Annotated in this window: 13 protein-coding genes; 10 read left to right on the top strand and 3 right to left on the bottom strand. The window is 40.0% G+C overall.

The annotated features are described in order from the left end of the window. Window positions 1–68 precede the first annotated feature (68 nt). The 10 genes from ACXAG7_RS16215 to ACXAG7_RS16170 all read left to right on the top strand — a co-directional run bounded on the left by ACXAG7_RS16215 (window position 69) and on the right by ACXAG7_RS16170 (window position 16,023). Window positions 69–554: a hypothetical protein gene (locus ACXAG7_RS16215; protein ID WP_408042747.1), complete on the top strand. Its 486-nt coding sequence runs from the start codon at window positions 69–71 to the stop codon at window positions 552–554. Window positions 555–645: 91 nt separating this feature from the next. Next, complete coding sequence (locus ACXAG7_RS16210; RefSeq protein ID WP_476667466.1) at window positions 646–2,382, top strand: ATP-binding protein; 1,737 nt, start codon at window positions 646–648, stop codon at window positions 2,380–2,382. Further along, window positions 2,375–3,121, top strand: coding sequence for a LytR/AlgR family response regulator transcription factor (locus ACXAG7_RS16205; protein WP_408042749.1), 747 nt, complete (start codon window positions 2,375–2,377; stop codon window positions 3,119–3,121). Before ACXAG7_RS16210 ends, ACXAG7_RS16205 begins: the two co-directional genes overlap by 8 nt. 539 nt (window positions 3,122–3,660) lie before the next feature. Further along, window positions 3,661–4,053: a DUF1842 domain-containing protein gene (locus ACXAG7_RS16200; RefSeq protein WP_408042750.1), complete on the top strand. Its 393-nt coding sequence runs from the start codon at window positions 3,661–3,663 to the stop codon at window positions 4,051–4,053. A 127-nt stretch (window positions 4,054–4,180) separates the two neighbouring features. Further along, the gene (locus tag ACXAG7_RS16195; protein ID WP_476667465.1) at window positions 4,181–5,524 is read left to right on the top strand and encodes a sensor histidine kinase; all 1,344 of its coding nucleotides are present in this window, start codon (window positions 4,181–4,183) and stop codon (window positions 5,522–5,524) included. Then, window positions 5,521–6,261, top strand: coding sequence for a LytR/AlgR family response regulator transcription factor (locus ACXAG7_RS16190; RefSeq protein ID WP_476667464.1), 741 nt, complete (start codon window positions 5,521–5,523; stop codon window positions 6,259–6,261). Before ACXAG7_RS16195 ends, ACXAG7_RS16190 begins: the two co-directional genes overlap by 4 nt. A 116-nt stretch (window positions 6,262–6,377) precedes the next feature. Continuing rightward, window positions 6,378–13,268, top strand: a complete 6,891-nt coding sequence (locus ACXAG7_RS16185; protein ID WP_476667463.1) for an InlB B-repeat-containing protein — start codon at window positions 6,378–6,380, stop codon at window positions 13,266–13,268. Between the two features lie 273 nt (window positions 13,269–13,541). After that, window positions 13,542–14,120 (top strand): AidA/PixA family protein, encoded by a 579-nt coding sequence (locus ACXAG7_RS16180; protein ID WP_476667462.1) that lies wholly within the window; start codon window positions 13,542–13,544, stop codon window positions 14,118–14,120. 12 nt (window positions 14,121–14,132) lie between these two features. Further along, complete coding sequence (locus tag ACXAG7_RS16175) at window positions 14,133–14,603, top strand: hypothetical protein (protein WP_476667461.1); 471 nt, start codon at window positions 14,133–14,135, stop codon at window positions 14,601–14,603. Window positions 14,604–14,670: 67 nt separating this feature from the next. Continuing rightward, window positions 14,671–16,023 (top strand): beta-1,3-glucanase family protein, encoded by a 1,353-nt coding sequence (locus tag ACXAG7_RS16170; protein WP_476667460.1) that lies wholly within the window; start codon window positions 14,671–14,673, stop codon window positions 16,021–16,023. A 49-nt stretch (window positions 16,024–16,072) separates the two neighbouring features. Here ACXAG7_RS16170 and ade read toward each other — a convergent pair whose 3' ends face one another. The 3 genes from ade to ACXAG7_RS16155 form a co-directional block, all read right to left on the bottom strand. Next, the gene (ade, locus tag ACXAG7_RS16165; protein WP_476667459.1) at window positions 16,073–17,695 is read right to left on the bottom strand and encodes an adenine deaminase; all 1,623 of its coding nucleotides are present in this window, start codon (window positions 17,693–17,695) and stop codon (window positions 16,073–16,075) included. Between the two features lie 79 nt (window positions 17,696–17,774). Beyond that, entirely contained in the window at window positions 17,775–19,388 is a 1,614-nt protein-coding gene (gene pckA / locus ACXAG7_RS16160) for a phosphoenolpyruvate carboxykinase (ATP) (RefSeq protein ID WP_408042758.1), read from the bottom strand. An 81-nt stretch (window positions 19,389–19,469) separates the two neighbouring features. Then, window positions 19,470–19,856 (bottom strand): DUF423 domain-containing protein, encoded by a 387-nt coding sequence (locus ACXAG7_RS16155; protein ID WP_408042759.1) that lies wholly within the window; start codon window positions 19,854–19,856, stop codon window positions 19,470–19,472. Between the last annotated feature and the right edge of the window lie 79 nt (window positions 19,857–19,935).

Raw genomic sequence — 19,935 nt, 5'->3', positions numbered from 1 at the left:
GCAGATTAGAATATTGTCTTTAATTTACGGAAGAATAACATAAACATTAACATAAAACATAAACTAGTATGGAAGCTGTAAAAACGAATAAAGTAGCTACTCAGGTACCTGGGAAATTTTTGACTTTTGTAAAGGCTACGAAGGGCGCTGAGGTAAAATTTGCTATTTCAACACAAAGATTAGATAAGAGACCTTTGAGTCCGATGGTTTTAGGTACCTATAATAGCGAATGCCAAATAGTGATTTCGGCAGTTGTATTTGTACCCAAAACCTATGTTGAGGCTAAACAGAAAAAAGACCCGAATTGGGATGGATCCATAGAATTTCAGGTAAATGTTGGTGAGCTGTCGAATACAGAAGGATTGGAGTTTCATATCGCTTACGACAATTCGCCTGGTTCGTTCAACGACTACTACGCCTACAATGTCAATTTTTCGACGGTGGAAGCCTATAAAGTTGAAAACAGAGAGGTCGAAGTGATTTTTTACGATGAAGATCCAGAAGGTTCTCGCGGAACGGTAACCACAGTAAAAGATCCGATGGGAGGTTCTTAAGAGAAAAGGATATTTTTAAATTGAAGAAGGTAGGATTTTTTTTCCTGCCTTTTTTCCGTTAAAAATATGTAATTTGCTTAAAACTTATTTTATGGAAAAAAGTTTTAGGCTGTTTTTTGGATTGTTGTTTTTTGCGATGGCTGTTTTTGGTCAGGATAAAAAATCGAAGACAAATTTTGAACTGGCAATAGACCAGCATACTCAAAAGTTTGACTCGAACCCCAGGTTTTTTAAGATAAAAGAGTTCTGTTTTGAAAATGAATGGGATTCGGTTTTGGTGTATTCGTCAAAAATATTAGCGAATCCTGTGAGTCAAGCAATAAAAAATCACACACATTTTCTGCGTGGCTATGCTTTTTTTAAAAAAAATCTAACGAAACAAGCTATCCGAGAGTTTGATGCCATTTATCTACCCTTTGTTTTTGAATTGAATGTTTCTATGTTAAAAGGGACCATAGCTTTAAAGAATAAGCAAATTCAGGAAGCGATCGGTTACTTCGAAAAATTGGAAAACGTGCGTGCTGCTGATTTGTTGGGGATAGAAAGAGATTTTGTTTTGTACAATTTGAGTATTTGCTATATGTATTTAAAAGATTACAAGACCTCGGAAAAATATTTATTGCAAAACATAGCCTCTGTGGAAAAGGGAAAAGATACCTTGGGCATGATTGAGTCGTATGGAAATATCGCGAATTTGTACTACGAGCAATACAAAGATGATTTGGCAATTCCCTATTTCAGAAAAGCCTACGGATTGGCTTTGAAAACTAGTAATTCAAAGTTTAAAGCAAGTACCGCAAGAAACATGGCAGTGGTGGAAGAAAATAGAAAGGATTTTGCCAAAGCCTTGTTGTATAAAAAACAAGAAGCTCGTTGGAAAGATTCAGTGAATGATCAGAATAAGATTTGGGAGGTGGCTCAAGTAGAAAAGGAGTTTGCAGTGAAGCAAAAGCAAAAGGAAGTTCAGCTACTTCAGGCTGAGAATAAGGCTAAGATAGCGGAGCGAAATGGTTTTTTGTATTCGTTGTTAGCCGTTATCTCCTTACTCTTAACGGGTGTGTATTTTTACCGAGAAAAAGTGAAAAGCGCAGCCATCATTTCTAAACAGAATGAGCAACTCGATACCATGAATGCGACCAAAGACAAATTATTTTCCATAGTAAGTCATGATTTACGCGCTTCTGTAAATGCTTTAAAGCGCAGTAACGAAACGCTACAAATCAGTTTAGAGAATGAAGAACTAACAGCGGTGAAGTCACAGTTAGATACGAATGGTGCAATTGTAAATGGTGCCTATGGTTTATTGGACAATCTGTTAAACTGGGCACTGCTGCAAACCAAGCAAGGCTATTTTAACCCGAGTAAATTACCGCTAGCTCGAATTGTTGAGCACGTCGTTTTCAATTACGAAGCCATCTGTAAGGCTAAAGGACTTGCCATTCGCGTTAGCATTCCGCGAAAACTCAATGTGAAAGCAGACCAAGAATCGTTAAAAGTAGTACTGCGTAATTTATTGGATAATGCCATAAAATTTACTGATTCAGGAGGGAGTATTCATATTTATTCGGAAGAGCTTACGCCTGAATATGGGACTTTTATCGTTGAGGATACCGGTGTGGGGATGCGTGAAGATTTGCGTTTACAACTGTTGTCAGGTGAAGAACTACTGTTAAAAAAAGAACACGAATCAAAAATCGGTACGGGCTTAGGAATGCAACTCTGTAAATCGATGATTGCTAAAAATGGAGGTATTTTTGATATTCAAAGTACGGTAGGGATCGGAACTAAAATGATTGTATCTTTACCCTTAAACAATACCGATGGATAAAGTTAGAGTTTTTATTATTGAAGATACTCCTGCCGAAAGCGATGGTTTAATCAGCATGCTTGAGCGCAATAATTATGAAATTGCAGGGGTGGCGAGGAATTTTAAGCAAGCGTTGGAATTGTATTACAGCGTCCAAGTAGATGTCGTAATCATCGATATATTTTTAGACGGTGTTCCGGATGGTATTGCTTTTGCCGAAACAATTACGACCATTCCTCAAGCTACCAAGCCTTTCGTCTTTCTTACGAGTTCGACAGATCGTGAATTATTTGAACGTGCAAAACTGACCAAACCTTATAGCTATTTGTTAAAGCCATTTAATGAGTTAGAGGTACTGTATGCCGTGGAAATGGCTATGGAAAAATTTTATGAGCAGCAGGATGTGTTTATGGGCGATGATGAAGATACAGTTATCAGCGAAGAGTATTTATTCATCAAAAAAGGACGCAGCTTAAAAAAGGTTCACGTTTCTGAGATCATTTATATAGAGGTCGAAGAAAAATACTGTAATATTATTACTGAAAAAGAACGCTTTGTCATTTTGATTTCCCTGACAAAGATTTTGAACTTATTGGATAATGAACTGTTTTACAGAACCCATCGAAATTTTATCGTTAATGTCGATAAAATCTTAGAAATAGTACCCGCTGATAATTTGATTTTAGTTTCGGGGAACCACAAGGTAACCCTTAGTGATAAATACAAAGACTTCATAAAAAAAATGCGAACCTTGAAATAGGCGTGAATTTCGATAACAGCGTTGTGGTGCTTCTCGAATTTTCTTTATTAATGACAAGTAATACCGCTCTGGTACCATTTTTTATTGCTACTTGACAACCGCAACTTACCTTTGTTAAAACGCTATATGTTAAATACACGGCGTAAATTCAAGTATATCTACACAAACCAGTACGGATGTTCTTTAGTACACAACCTGACTAACTCTGAGGAATTTGTCAGCGTGTTTTAAAGAGTTCTGCTGTGTTGTGAATAATATGAAGACTATGCTTTTGGAGTATTAAGGGATTTTTATTAAAAAACCTTATATACCACTAGTTTATGTTAGGGAAAAGGCCTCTGTATAGGGGCCTTTTTTAGTGAGTGTACTCCTTTTTTTATTCCATTAAATCCGCGTCTTGTTCCATTTTTATTCAAAAGCCTCTGGAATGCAGCTACCTTTAATTTTCAGAAAATGAGGTGGAGCAGTACCCACTGAAAAAAACGAGGCGGCATCCGAAAAGCCATACGAGTAGGAAATCAAATTAACCAAACATTAGTATGTCAACAACAACCGAAACACCCGTAGAAATTAAATCGTTAAGAGGAATTTTAGGAAGTGAAGTAAATTTTAATGCACCGTACGTGAAGTTTAACTTAACTACTGGAGCTACTCCGCACGAAGTACATGGAACAGTCCATATTTATATGGATCCACCAGGGAACAAACCTTATGTAGGAATGGTAAGTGGTAAGGTGTATGCAACAGGCTATAAACCCTATGTGCAGATCGTAACCTTAGAGGGACTCATTCCATCGAGAGATATTTATACTCCGTTGAATTTCCCATTTACCGCCTATATGGATTTAGAAGCCGATGGTAAAGGGGTAGGTGGATTTACCTTCCAAGGGAGAAAATTAGAGCAATTACCAGTAACCTATCAAGAATCGTAAGACATTTGTCAAGAATTTTTGATGTTTTAGCAAGTGAAAAGGACTTTTTAGAAAGTCCTTTTTTCTTTTTAGCAGTTGAAGTAGGTGCTATTTAAAAAGAATAAGGTATTTCGCAGTAACTATTTGGTTGCAAACAAAGCTAGTTGTGCCAGAGGCTACTGTAGAGCTGTGGGTGCACAAAGCTGTTGAGAAATTTGAATTGATGGGGATAAAGCAATTTTGGCATACCGTAGTGAACATCGGGGTTTACGATACACACAAGCAAGAACACAAAAAGGTAAAACTTTTAAATTCGTTTTGCTTGACCTGGATGATTTCTATTGGCGTGTTTATGATTTTCGATCCTTTTTATTCACAGAATTTATATCGAAGTATTCCCTTGCATATATGGTCGTTGGCTACCATAGGTGGCGTTTTGTACTTGCAAAAAATTAGGTGTTACACGGCAGCAAGAGTGTTGTTTATTAGTACCTTGATTGTGGTGACCTTTGTATTTGCAAACTTTATCGAGCCTTCTCGTATGATGGAGAATTTTTATTTTGTGTACCCTTTAGTAGGCCTGATACTTATTGACAACCGCAAAATAACGATCGGAATTTTAGTACTCTGTTGGTTGTTGTATTACCTGCCCTATAAAATAATCCCCGGAATCTATCCCATAGAAATTTTTAATCCTGTTTTATTGTTAACCATATTTGTCGGTTGCTATGTGATTTTGAATTATTCGCAATCCTTAAATAGGGCTAATGAGTTGAAATTGTCAAAAGCAAATGAGCTTGTTCAGGAGCAAAAAACCGCTTTAGAGGAAGCTTATAAGGACTTGGAGGAACGAAAACAAGCAGAGTTGGCTCATTATCAGTTAAAATCGTTAAAAGCGCAGATGAACCCACATTTTATGTTCAATGCAATGAATTCAATACAGAATTTGGTGTTAAAAGGGAGTAAGTTAGAGGCTTATGATTACCTGACAAAGTTTTCTTCATTGATTCGCGAAAACCTGAATATGAGTGAAAAGAGTTTTGTGTATCTGGAGGAAGAATTGGCGTTGTTGCAGAAATATCTAGAATTGGAAAGGCTGCGGTTTCGAGAAAATTTCGAGTATCAGATAGTTGGTACCGAAGCAATGCCAGTATTAAAAATTCCATCCATGATTATTCAACCCTTTGTTGAGAATGCCATCAAGCACGGTCTCTTGCACAAAGATCGCGGTTTGAGAAGGGTGAAGCTCTGTTTTCAGTTAAAGAGCGACTATTTTGAATGTAGTATCGAAGATAACGGGGTGGGGCTCACTGCAGCAAAGGAAATAAAAATGGCCAACGGCATGGAATCTCAGTCGTTCTCAACCAAAGCAATAAAAGAGCGTTTGGATCTTTTAAAGGAGTATTACCAAACCGATATCGGGTTTCATTACGCGCCCATAGACCAAGGTACTAAAGTTGTTTTAAGAATCCCATATACGATAGAATTATGAAAGAGTTACGCGCTGTGCTAGTCGATGATGAAATTAACGCTCGTGAAAATTTACAGTATTTGCTCGAAGCATTTTGTAAAGAAGTAACTGTGGTTGCTGAGGCAGCCACCGTAGAAACAGCGGTAGTACAAATTCAAAAGCATCAACCAGACGTCGTTTTTTTAGATATCGAAATGCCTAGACAAAATGGATTCCAACTGCTCGATGCCTTTGAGTCTATAAATTTTGAAGTCGTTTTTATAACGGCTTATGACCAGCATGCGGTTCGCGCTTTTCAAGTGGCAGCAGTGGATTATTTGTTAAAACCTATCGATATTGACTTGCTAAAAAAAGCCGTAGAGAAAGTAAAAGAACGAAGAGGACTTCAGAAAACCAATACTGGGGTCGACCTGTTGAAGCAGCAAAAAAAGCAAGTAGATAAAATAGCGATTCCTTATAAAAGCGATTACGTAATTGTCAGAGTAGAAGACATACTTTGTATTGAAGCAGATCGCATGTATTCGATCATACATACCATTGATAATAAACGCTATGTAGCAGCTAAAAAACTCAACTATTACGAGACCTTATTTGCCGATGCGGAGTTCTTTGTTCGCGTGCATCGCTCTTGGGGAATTAATACCAATCACATACTCAGTTATTCTAAAAAAGAACGAAAAGTGGCGCTGTATTGCCAAAAACATATTCCCGTAAGTAAGGGCTATAAAGAACAGTTTGAAGAAGTGTTTATGTATTAGCTCTGTGGGCTTTTCGTTAGGAAGCTAAAACCGTACATTCGGAAGTTAAACCGATAATATCAGCTGTAATTACTATTCTTTTGCAGGAGAATAAACTTCTTAATTTACAGAATATTATGGTTAGAAAACTACTACTTTTTTGTGTGCTCTTCACCTTAGGGGTGCGGGCGCAAATACCTACTAATGGACTGCTGAATAGCTATGAGTTCACGAATGGTGCTTTAATGGGGCTAGGAAAAGTTGGGTCAAATGCAGTATTTGTGAATGATCGACTAGGACAAGCCAATAATGCAATTGCTCTTAATGGAGATCGATTGGTTAGAGGAGACGTAAGTTATGGAGCAAATCAGGCTACCATAAGTTTTTGGATTAAAACAACGACCAATACAGGAACTGTACAAACAATTTACGACGATGCTAACGGCAGAAATTCTGTGGCGGATAATCACAATTGGTCTGGGCATTATATCTTTTTACAATCTGGAAAGGTGGGGTATGTCGTTCAGCAATTGTATCAGTCATCCACTGTAGGGAATGGCGGTCGTGTGGGAATTAAAAAAGTTGGAGGTCCCGTTATTGCTGATGGTAATTGGCATCACGTGGCTTTAAAGTTTCGACAAACCATTACAGGTACCGGACAGTATATCGCAGGTAGAGAAGTCCGATCGTATAAAACCTATGGATATTTGTTTGTTGACGGAACACAGGTGACTAGTTCTTATGATGCAAGAGGGAGTGAATACGGTTATAAAACCAATGGAAATTGGCATACCGTAGGGAATGTGACGATTGCTAGCAATAGAAGTAATAATTTACCTGGAGCCAATCGTTATACAGAAGTAATCGATGATATTCGCTTGTATAACAGGGAGCTATCGAGTACTGAAATTTTAAATATGGCTCGTTTTAATAGTACGTGTTTCGTACTGCCGTTAAATACGATGAGTATTGCTAATATCGGAACTACTTCGGCTCAAGTACAATTGAGTCCAGCAGGTGTTTACGATGTAGCTTATCACAAAAAGGGAGCGGCTTTTAGTACTGCAACGATTTTGACAGCACAAAATGCAGGAGCAATTTCAATGTCAAATTTAGATCCGTATACGGAGTATCAAGTTTATGTGAAAAAGAATCAAAGTTGCCAAAATTGGTCTGATGCGAAACTTTTTAAGACTGCTCGTCCGAACGTGCCGTATTTCGTAAATGCCAATGCAACAGGAGATGGAAGTGGAACCTCATGGGCCAATGCGTACACCAGTCTTCAAGCGGCTTTAAGCGCTGCTAGTACAAGTACAGTGGCGAACCCTCAAATTTGGGTGGCGAAAGGGCGTTATACGCCTGCAGCAACTAGCCGAAATACTGCTTTTACTCTTAATAAATCTGGACTTCGAATTTACGGTGGTTTCGCAGGAAACGAAGCGACCTTAACGGCTCGTAATACGGAAGTATTGCACAGTACGAATGCAACGATTTTAAGTGGTGATTTACTAGGGAATGATAATGCTACCGTTTCCTTTAACAATGCCTCACGTGCAGATAACAGTTATCGAGTGGTAAATGTAACTGCGAATGATGTGTTGATTGATGGTGTCATTATTTCTGGTGGATATGCAGATGCAGCTACAGGGGTATACCGATATGGAGCAGGACTATCTACAGAGGCAAACATTAATAAGTTTGAAATAACAAGAGTGTTGGTAAAAGATAATGTAGCCTATTGGGCAGCAGGATTGAACTTGTTTGGACAATCAAGTTCGCCTATTAGCTTCGTGATAGATCGCTGTGTTTTTGATAATAATTTAACTTCCAATGCAGCATCAGGACTTTATGTGGTGCCTGCTGCAAATACGCAGATCAATGTGCAGTTGACAAATTCCTTGTTTAAAAATAATGCAACCAAAGACAATGGTTCAAGAAAAGGAAAAGGGGTAAGTACTGCTTGGTTTAGAGCCTATAATTCCGGATCTTCTCTGAATACCACCATCGTTAATAATACATTTGTTAATAATAGCAATGCCGGTTCAGGAACCTCTGATTTTGCAACGTTGGGAATGAGTAGGCAGTCAGGAACCTTCAGCGGATTAGTACTTGCCAATAATATATTTTGGAATAACACAAATAAGACTGGAGCTACTGCAGTGTCGATAGGAAAAGCTGGAGATGCGAACCTGGCAAATGCACTAGCAGTGTCGAATAGTATTGATGAAGATAATTTTTCAAACATTACTAGTAAAACAAACACCTTTGATTCTAATCCATTGTTTGTAGATGCTGCAAATGACGATTTTAGAGTGCAAGCTTGTTCAAAGGCGGTGAATGGTGGAGATACTTCCAAACTGCCGGCTGGAGTAACTGTTGATTTGTCAGAAAATCAGCGCGTTGCAAATACTACCGTTGACATGGGAGCTTATGAGCAAACCAGTGTAGCTGTTTGTAAGGAGTTGACCCTAAATATCGTCGGGAACGGTGTTGTTAAGCACGGCGGAGCAGTGGTTAATTCGGGAGATACCTTTTCTGAAACGACAGTACTTTCCTTAGTGCCTGAGGCAGCATCGGGGTATCAGTTTGAGAAATGGACAGGAGCGGCTGTTGGAAATGCAAATCCCTTGTCGTTGTTGATGGATGCTGATAAAACGATTACCGTGACATTTAAGCAAACAATCACACCTATTTATGTAGATGTAAACGCCACCGGAGCGAACAACGGTTCGTCATGGGCCAATGCATACAGGAGTTTAACTTCAGCACTAGCCAATGTAACTGCACAGCGCAAAGTTATTTGGATGGCTGACGGTGTGTATAAAACAGGAGGAAACACCAATTCTTCTTTTTTCGTAAACTTAGAAGGGGTTGAAATTTACGGTGGTTTTAATGGTACGGAAACGAGTATAGCACAACGAAATTTTTATACGAATAAGACTATTTTAAGTGGTGATCGCAATGGGAATGACAGTGGAGCATTAGTGTTTAATAACAGTACGCGTTACGACAATAATCGCGCGATAATGAAAGTCACTAATAGCAATGTTATCATTGACGGGATCACGATCAAAGATGCGAATGCAGCAGTGCTAAATACCCATGGTGGCTCAGGAGGAGGTGCCATCACAATTTATGGTACGGTTAGTAATTTTACTTTGAGAAACTCGATACTTACCAATAACGTAAGTGATAAATCAGGACCTGTGGCCGGAGTTTTTTCAGTCGATACCAACATACGAATTGAGAATTGTACATTCTACAACAACTTAAGTGGTTATGGAACTTTGTATTTAGTTGAAAATGGAGCCAATAAAACAGCGAATTTCGAGGTAGTAAATTCCGCTTTTTATAAGAATAGAACTCAAAATGTACATTTACAATCTGGATTTACTGGAAGTTCTGTTTGGTTGCGTGCCAGCGCTGCAGGAACCACGGTAACGTCAAAACTTATCAATTGTACCTTCGCAAATAATACCGATGTAGGTACACGTGCAGCTACGGAGAAAGGAAGCGTTGCCTTGAGTAGAAGAGCAGATGGAACAAGTACCCATAACGCAGTATTAGATAATTGTATTATTTATGGGAACGTAGGTGCTGGAAATGCAACCACTGCTGATATTAATGCAGGACATACCATAGCAATTAATCAATTACTTGTGAGTAATTCAACAGGTGAAGGAAATTTTGCAGGAATTCCTGCCGGAAACTTAACGAGTACAAATAATACAGATCCGTTGTTTGTGAACCCCGGTGCAAATGATTTTAGTTTGCAAGCGAGCTCTCCGGCAAAAGATTCTGGAGCAAATGCAAAAGTTCAAGCGACGATGGTTACTGATATCGCTGGGAAATTACGTATTCACAACGGTACTGTTGACAGAGGAGCTTATGAAAATGGTTCAACGAATTACCAGCCTAGAAACTTGGTGATTAATGCTGTTGGAGGAACAGTAGCATCCAACCCTGGAAATGCAGGAGGAGTGTATCAGGACGGTACGGTAGTTAATTTGACCGCGACACCGGCTTCGGGCTATCAGTTTGATGGTTGGTCAGGGGCTGCTACAGGAACGAATGCAACCGTGAACATAACCATGGATGCCGATAAGACGGTAACGGCACTGTTTAGTAAAATACAAAGAACATTGACCATCACTGCGGTTAATGGAACGGTAACGAGCAATCCAACTCCTAATGGAGGTACGTATAATGACGGTGTTCAAGTGAGTTTGACCGCTACACCAGTAGCGGGTTACCAGTTTGATGGTTGGTCAGGGGCAGCAAGCGGAACCAATACTACAGTAAGTGTAACGATGGATGCTAATAAGGCGGTAACAGCGCTTTTCAGTAAAATTCAACGCAGTCTGATTATCAATGCCACCAACGGTACTGTAAGTACCAATCCAAATCCAACCAATGGAAAATATAATGATGGAACAGTAGTGAGTTTAACCGCTACACCAGCAGCGGGTTATCAGTTTGATGGCTGGTCGGGAGCTGTAACAGGAACCAATGCAACGGTAAGTGTAACGATGGATGCCGACAAGACGGTAACAGCGTTGTTTAGTAAAATCCAACGTAGCTTAACTATCAATGCCACCAACGGTACTGTAAGTACGAATCCGAATCCAACCAATGGGAAATACGATCATGGAACAGTAGTGAGTTTAACGGCTACACCAGCAGCAGGCTATCAGTTTGATGGTTGGTCAGGAGCTGTAACAGGAACCAATGCAACGGTAAGTGTTACCATGAATGCAGACAAAACGGTAACGGCGTTGTTTAGTAAAATCCAACGTAGTTTAACCATCAATGCAACCAACGGAACGGTGAGTTCGAATCCGAATCCAACCAATGGGAAATACGATCATGGAACAGTAGTGAGCTTAACGGCTACACCAGCAGCAGGCTATCAGTTTGACGGTTGGTCAGGAGCTGCAACAGGAACGAATGCTACGGTTAGTGTAACCATGGATGCCGACAAGACGGTAACAGCGTTATTTAGTAAAATTCAACGCACACTAACCATCAATGCGACCAACGGTACCGTAAGTACGAATCCGAATCCAACCAATGGGAAATACGCTCATGGAACGGTGGTAAGTTTAACGGCAACACCAGCAGCAGGCTATCAGTTTGACGGTTGGTCAGGAGCTGCAACAGGAACCAATGCAACGGTGAGTGTAACGATGGATGCCGACAAGACGGTAACAGCGTTGTTTAGTAAAATCCAACGTAGCTTAATCATCAATGCGACCAACGGAACGGTAAGTACGAATCCAAATCCAACCAATGGGAAATACGATCATGGTACAGTAGTGAGTTTAACGGCTACACCAGCAGCAGGCTATCAGTTTGACGGTTGGTCGGGAGCTGCAACAGGAACCAATGCAACGGTGAGTGTAACGATGGATGCCGACAAAACGGTAACAGCGTTGTTTAGTAAAATCCAACGTAGCTTAACCATCAATGCAACCAACGGAACGGTGAGTACGAATCCGAATCCAACCAATGGGAAATACGCTCATGGAACAGTAGTGAGTTTAACGGCTACACCAGCAGCAGGGTATCAATTTGACGGTTGGTCAGGAGCGGCAACAGGAACGAATGCTACGGTTAGTGTAACCATGGATGCCGACAAGACGGTAACAGCGTTATTTAGTAAAATTCAACGCACACTAACCATCAATGCGACCAATGGAACGGTGAGTACAAATCCGAATCCAACCAATGGGAAGTACGATACCGGAACGGTGGTGAGTTTAACAGCTACACCAGCTGTAGGGTATCAGTTTGATGGCTGGTCAGGAGCTGCAACAGGAACTAGTACAACGGTAAGTGTAACGATGGATGCTGACAAGACGGTAACGGCGTTGTTTAGTAAAATCCAGCGCAGTTTAACTATTAATGCAACCAACGGGTCGGTGAGTACGAATCCGAATCCAACCAATGGGAAATACGCTCATGGTACAGTGGTGAGTTTAACGGCTACACCAGCGGCAGGGTATCAATTTGACGGTTGGTCAGGAGCTGCGACAGGAACGAATGCTACGGTTAGTGTAACCATGGATGCCGACAAGACAGTGACAGCGATGTTCAGTAAAATTCAACGTACTTTAACTATCAATGCAACAAATGGAACTGTAAGTACGAATCCAAATCCAACCAACGGAAAATACGCAGACGGAGTGGTGGTAAGTTTGACAGCTACACCAGCGGCAGGGTATCAATTTGATGGTTGGTCAGGAGCTGCAACAGGAACGAACGCTACCGTAAGTGTAACGATGGATGCCGATAAAACGGTAACGGCGATGTTCAGTAAAATTCAACGCACTTTAACTGTTAATGCTACGAACGGAACGGTGAGTACGAATCCAAATCCAACCAATGGGAAATACGCTCATGGAACAGTAGTAAGTTTGACGGCTACACCAGCAGCAGGATATCAATTTGATGGCTGGTCAGGAGCTGCAAGTGGTAGCAATACAACGGTAAGTATAACGATGGATGCCGACAAGACGGTAACAGCGTTGTTTAGTAAAATTCAACGTACACTAACCATCAATGCAACTAATGGAACCGTAAGTACCAATCCGAATCCAGTAAATGGAACCTATGCTAACGGAGCAGTAGTAGTACTAACACCAACTCCAGCCAATGGTTACAGTTTTGTACGTTGGGTTTATGGTGTTACAGGAAGTAGTAGTACGCAAACGAGTACCAGTGCAACCTTAAGCATTACTATGAATGCAAATATGACAGTAACTGCTGAATTTGATACTACGGCGAGTATTGATGATGAAACGGTATTGAAAAACTTTGAAGTGTATCCGAATCCGGCAGTTGAAATTGTTCGACTTAAGCTGAATGGAAGGGTAGCACGAGTGGAAGTTTTTGATCTAAAAGGACAGAGAATTAAGCTGTCAAAAGCTAAGGAAATTCAAGTTGGTGACCTCGCTGTTGGAGTGTATATGGTGAAAGTTACAACTGAAGATGGAAAGCAAGGAGTAAAGCGATTCATAAAGAAATAGAAACTTTCAAACATTAAAGGTTCGATATTAAAAACTCTCAAGACATAGTTCTTGGGAGTTTTTTTATACCCAATTTTTCCTGTTTTATAGAAAATAAGTACCGCTTTATGCCTATTTGAATCTTGGCTATGGAAGTAAAAAGTACTTTAGCTAGTGGTTGATCGAACGTGTTTTTTCAACGTTTTAGCTAACTAATGAGTGGAGTTGTACCACTGTAATAAACTAGGCGGAATCCGAAAAGCCTATGAGTAGGAATCTATTAACTAAACTATTATGGGAAATGTAATTAATATTTTAACAGTCATTGATGTCGAAACGATATTGGCAAATAATGTGACGCCAGGAACCGCAGAGAATCCAACCTCTTTAGGTGCTTGGACAAGTTCAGATGCCTATGTGTATATGATTACTGCAAAAGGCTTTATCGATACGGATTCGAAAGGAAGAGCAGGCTCAGAATTAACTATTGACGCTGAAGTTAAGGATGTTATTCGTTGGGAATTGACCTGTCCTGGCTCTGGATTAAACCACGATGCTATCATTGCGGATGTAAAAATTGGGAGTGAGAACGTTCCAAATGCAATCACTAAGCCGGAAGGAAAGGTTGTAAATAGGCACGTATACGTGGAAGCAGGAAGTCCGGGGTATCAGGTAATTCAACAAACAGACTTTGTAGCCACGATCTTGAAGGAAGCGTACATTCAATACACTATCACTTTTCAAATCATGGATAACAAAGGAAATAGCCTAGGGTTTTATTTCTGGGATCCTTTTATAAAAGTACTGGATACGAATGCTTATGAGCAGGCTAAAGAAGCTTTTCTAGACAAGAGAAATGTAGCAACCGTTTAAAACGTCGAAATTATGTCAACAAATGTTTTTCAAGTATCGTCAGTAAGTCAAAACGATCCAAAGGCCAATGATGGGAGCGCGTTGTATTGTGTTGTTAAGGAGGTAAAAGGAGCTACACTCCGTGAATCGGATAGTTTTCCGGTTGGCACAGAAGTACATTTACCAACACCACCAGGGCAATCGAGTTCCGGACCCACACCGAATTGGTTCATGATTCCAACAGGAGCCATGGAAGCTGTAATCTTAACAATGGAAGTGTTTTGTCCTACGAATGCGAAGTATCCTAAAACCACCATTACCATTAAAGCTGCTGACGTTTTGAAATGGGCTGAAATTCCAAAAGAACAGCGCAAAAATCAAATTTACGCAGAGGGAGCCGATGGAATATTCGGATATGCAACAAGCGGACGATTAGGCCCCATTTACACCATTACAGCCGGTGTTTTTGATCCTAAAGTTTCTGAGCATACTTATACTGTATAACCTACAGCAAAGCCTTTTTAGGCTTTGCTTTTTATAAATACCTAACCATAACATAAACGAAATTACCATGAGTGTATTAACCTTAAAATTTACCAACGAAAGTCAATTACCAGATTCAGAAGTCTACTTCGGATTCGTATCCGGGAGTACTACTGATAGCTTTGAAATCAGCTATATTCCAGATGTCTTGGCGCCAGTTCAAGAGGCAGTAAAGCCATTAAATACCGCAAAAGGACCTGGAAACTGGTACCGCTATGATCAATTGAAAAACGGAGTAGAAATCACCCATTTTAGCGGGAGAATCTATGTGAGTTACGGTCAAACATGGGAGGTGTTAGATGCGTATTACGAGCCAGCGCAAAATGTAACCGATGCCAATTTTTTCTTGCGTTACGATAAAATGGAGTTGACTTTTAATGGAAAAACAACTGATGTGGCCGATTTGACTTCTATCGATTATTGGAGTATTCCTATGAAGTTGGAGACTTCGATAGATGGCATACCTGTGGCCTCTGATCAAGGAATTAAAAACGGAGTAGATTCTTTGGATATCTACAAAGCTTTGCGAAATTTAACACTGAACACACCTTCTGGTTTAGCCCAAGCGAAACCCGCGTTGGTACCAGGGAGTTTCCAACAGCATAAAGATCAAAAAGGAAAGGGATTTGCTCGAATTATAGGGCCGTCATCATACCCAGCTTTAAATGGAATTCCGGAAATTCCATACCACGTGTTCGATAGTTATTTAGCATTTTTATACGAACATTTCGGAGGTGAGCAAGCGCTTCCGATTTCTGGGGTAACCATTCCTGGTTTAGGAAATGGTGTCATGGCATTCATCAAAGGACATTTTGCAGGCGTAGGGCCGAATGTGCCACCTACAGGTCCGCAAAGTGCTCAGGAATATGATCTTAAAGCAACGATAACAAAAGAAACTGCAGGTTATGTTGTTAGTTTGTCTGGAACCGTGGGAAGCGATTCCGTTAAGATGGTTTTTACCCAAGCGGAATTGACTAATCCAGCGGGGATTTACGGAGCAAATGCTCAATTTACACTTGAAGTAAATGGCGTTTCTAAGGGAACCATAGCACCTGCCAATGATGTGTATGGTTGGGTGTCAGGCGATTTGTTAGCCGGATTTAACATCGGAGCGTTAGGATCGATTGTTCAAATTTCCAATGAATATGTCGGAGCGATGAAAAGTAGTGACTGGTTTCAAAAAATTCCAAATACAGAACTTTTTGGAGCACTGCAATCAAATGCTGCGTTTTACAATCAATACGCAGCTGCATTGCAATCGAAATCGGATGCTTATAATTTTGCCTATTCAGATCGTTTTGATGCTGTCCAAATTTCTTTAAATCCAGAAAAAGTGAATACGCTGGAGTTGACGGTAATGAACGTAACGACAGAGGGATAATAGCATAAAAGAAAAAAACAGATGAATTTACTTCATCTGTTTTTTCATATTATTTTACCTCAACAGAGGTAAACTTAAAACTACCTCCGTCAAACAATCCTTTGTCGGAGAGTTTTAAGGCGGGGATTACCAGCAAGGCCATAAATGACAAGGTCATATACGGAGCCCTGAGGGTACTTCCTAATTCTTTAGCTAAGTTGTCAAGAGCGGCATAGGCCTTACCTATTTCGGCGGCAGGTTGATCACTCATAATTCCGGCAACCGGTAAAGGCACTACTTCAGTAAGTTCGTCAGTAACGGCGCAAATTCCTCCCTTGTTTTCAATGAGGGTGTTTACCGCTTTTGCGATCATTTCATCTGTGGCACCCACAGCAATAATATTGTGTGAGTCGTGCCCAACAGAACTGGCAATAGCCCCTGATTTTAAACCAAAGTTTTTAATAAAAGCAATGGCAGGAGTAGCGTTCTTATAACGATTAACCACTGTCATTTTTAAAATGTCTTCGCTGGTGTTTGAAACTAAGTTTCCGTCTTTATGCAGGGCTTTGGCAATAACCTCATTGGTGACGAGTTCTCCGTCTAGCGCCTCGATGACGCGTATGGTATCGGCGGCAGAATGGAAACTGAAGTCTTCAGTTGTCTTGAAGTCGGTATTAAAGTTATTCAATACATCGAAAGGAACGGATGCTACAAAAGAAGCGCCTTTCTCTGCTACTAAAGCACCATCGATATAGGTAGCCAATACGTTGAACTCTTTCAGATTGTCAACGATGATAAAGTCGGCTTGATCTCCTTCTCGCAGTAGTCCAACATCTAAATTATAATGCTCTACAGGGTTTACACAAGCTGCTCTCAGTACCTTAAATACATCAATTCCCTTGGCTACTGCACGAGCACAGAGTTCGTTGAGGTGCCCTAAGAGTAGGTCATCGGGATGTTTGTCATCCGAACAGAACATCATATTTTCGTAGTGTTCCGGCAATAGGTCAATCAAGGCTTCAAAATTCTTGGCAGCACTTCCTTCTCGAATGATGACTTTCATTCCTTTTTGAAGTTTTTCTAGTGCTTCGTCATAAGTAAAACACTCGTGATCGGTATAGATTCCAGCATTGATATACGTACTCAAATCATCTCCGCGCAGTCCTGGAGCATGGCCATCAACGGGTTTGTTGTAGTGTTTTGCCCAGGCAATTTTTTTCATTACCTCTTCATCTTGATAAATAACACCAGGGTAATTCATCATCTCTGCTAAATATTTAATATCGGGATTTGCCAACATTTTTTTGATGTCGTCAGAGTCGATAATGGCACCTGCGCTTTCAAAAGAAGTGGCAGGAACGCATGACGGGGCACCGAAATTAAACTTTAAAGGTACTTTTTTACCGTTTTCTATCATAAAGTCTACTCCAGGTACGCCGAGGACATTGGCAATTTCGTGTGGATCGGAAACGGTAGCTACGGTTCCGTGGACCACAGCTATTTTTGCAAATTCTGACGGGACTAGCATCGAGCTTTCAATGTGGATATGTGCATCGACAAAACCGGGAATGATAAATCCTTCCTCATCGTGGTCAACTGCTCGTATTGAAGTAATGCGCCCATTGGCTACAGTGACTTCTCCTTTAAACATGGTATTGTTAAAAATATCAACAATAGTTCCTTTTATAGTCATCTAAATAGTTTAGGTTATGGTAAAAAATTGGGGCATGAATATAAAAAAAGCATCCTAATTAGGATGCTTTTTAAAGAATTTATTTTTCGATCACAGGAGGTCCTCCTGCTAAGATTTCGTCATTTGCGTATTCTTCGAATTTTTTGAAGTTTGCTCTAAATGAATCTGCTAATTTGTGGGCAGTTTCGTAGTAACCTTCATCATTGTTCCAAGCTTGACGTTGACTCAACAATTCACTTGGTACTCCAGGACATTGTCTTGGTTGTGCCAAACCGAATACAGAGTGAATATGGTAATTTTCGTGGGTAATTTCAGTAGGTAAGCCTCCTGATAACGCCGCGTTGATCATGGCACGAGTGTACTTTAACTTCATGCGATCACCAACACCGTAAGGTCCTGCGAACCATCCGGTATTTACTAACCAAACATTAACTCCTGTTTCTTTCATCTTTTCGCTTAACATCTCTGCATAGCGGGTTGGGTGTAATGGCATAAATGGAGCACCAAAACACGCAGAGAAGCTAGGAAGAGGTTCTGTAACTCCGGCTTCTGTACCTGCTACCTTAGCCGTATATCCTGAAATAAAGTGATATGCAGCTTGCCCAGGTGTTAATTTTGAGATTGGAGGCAGTACTCCAAATGCATCTGCTGTTAAGAAGAAAATATTCTTTGGGTTACTTCCAGTTGAAGGAACTCTAATGTTTTCAATATGGTGAATAGGGTAGCTCACACGTGTATTTTGTGTAATACTCGTGTTTTCGAAATCTACTTTACCAGCTTCGTCCATTACGATGTTTTCTAAAATAGCACCGCGTTTGATCGCTCCGTAAATTTCTGGCTCCTTTTCTTGTGACAAATCGATTACCTTAGCGTAACAACCACCTTCAAAATTGAATACGTTGTTCTCAGCGGTCCAACCATGCTCATCATCACCGATCAAACTTCTAGTAGGATCTGTAGACAAGGTTGTTTTTCCAGTTCCTGATAAACCGAAAAAGATCGCTGTGTCTCCTTCACTTCCTACGTTAGCAGAACAGTGCATTGGTAAGGTATTTTTGAATACTGGTAAAATAAAGTTCAACGCAGAGAAAATACCTTTTTTAATCTCTCCAGTATACCCAGTACCTCCAATTAAGGCTACTTTTCTACTGAAATTTAAAATGGCAAAATTGTGTTGACGAGTCCCATCTACAGCAGGGTCAGCCATAAATCCAGGAGCGTTGATAACAGTCCATTCTGGGCTGAAACCTTTTAATTCTTCCTCCGTTGGACGTAAGAACATGTTGTATGCGAACATGTTACTCCAAGGATATTCGTTAACTACTCGTATGTTTAATTTATAGTTTTCATCGGCACAAGCGTAGCTGTCTCTCACAAAAACTTCTTTTTCTGAAAGATAGGCAGTCACTTTGTCGTAAAGCTTATCGAATTTTTCTGAATCAAATGGGATGTTGATATCTCCCCACCAGATTTCATCTTTAGTTACATCGTCTTTAACAATAAAACGATCCATTGGAGAACGACCAGTGAATTCACCAGTATTTACTGCTAATGCTCCAAAGCTAGAGTTTTTTCCTTGTCCTTTTTCAACGGTAATGTCGTGTAACTCGTCTGAAGTCAACTGATAACGAACGGTAGCATTATTTACTCCTAAATATTCTATCGAAATCGTTTTCGCATCAAGATTTGTCATCTTAAATTATTTTAGTTGTGTTTTATTTTCGACAAAAATAGTTCTTTTTGTTAAAACAAGTAGAACCTACCTGATTTTTATTCAGGAATCCTTGTTGATAACTTTTTTGGAAAGGTAATAGGTTGTAAATAACCATCCTACGATTAATAGGCTCCCTCCCAAAGGTGTAATGAACCAAATTTGTTTTGCCGGAACCCCCGCTAATTGAATCAAATAAATCGATCCTGAAAAGAAAAGTATTCCTACTATTACTAAGATACTAATAATTTTCTTTTGTTGCGCGTTGAAAATCGAGTTTGCGTTGACAAATAGTAAAAATAAAGCGTGATACATTTGGTAGGTAACCGCAGTTTCAAAACTGTCCAAGGCTTCAGGACTGAGCGTTTTTTTTAAGGCATGCGCTCCAAAAGCCCCTAAAATTACCGCCGTAGCTCCTAGGATACTAGCTGTTGTTAAATTTTTATACATATTTAAAGTTTTTGTTTAAAATTAAACTTTTTTACCGATATTGCTATCCGAAAATTAACAACGACAAAAGTACAGCATA

The organism is Tenacibaculum sp. AWR4_210, assembly GCF_056160945.1.
This window is presented reverse-complemented; position numbering and strand designations above follow the sequence as displayed.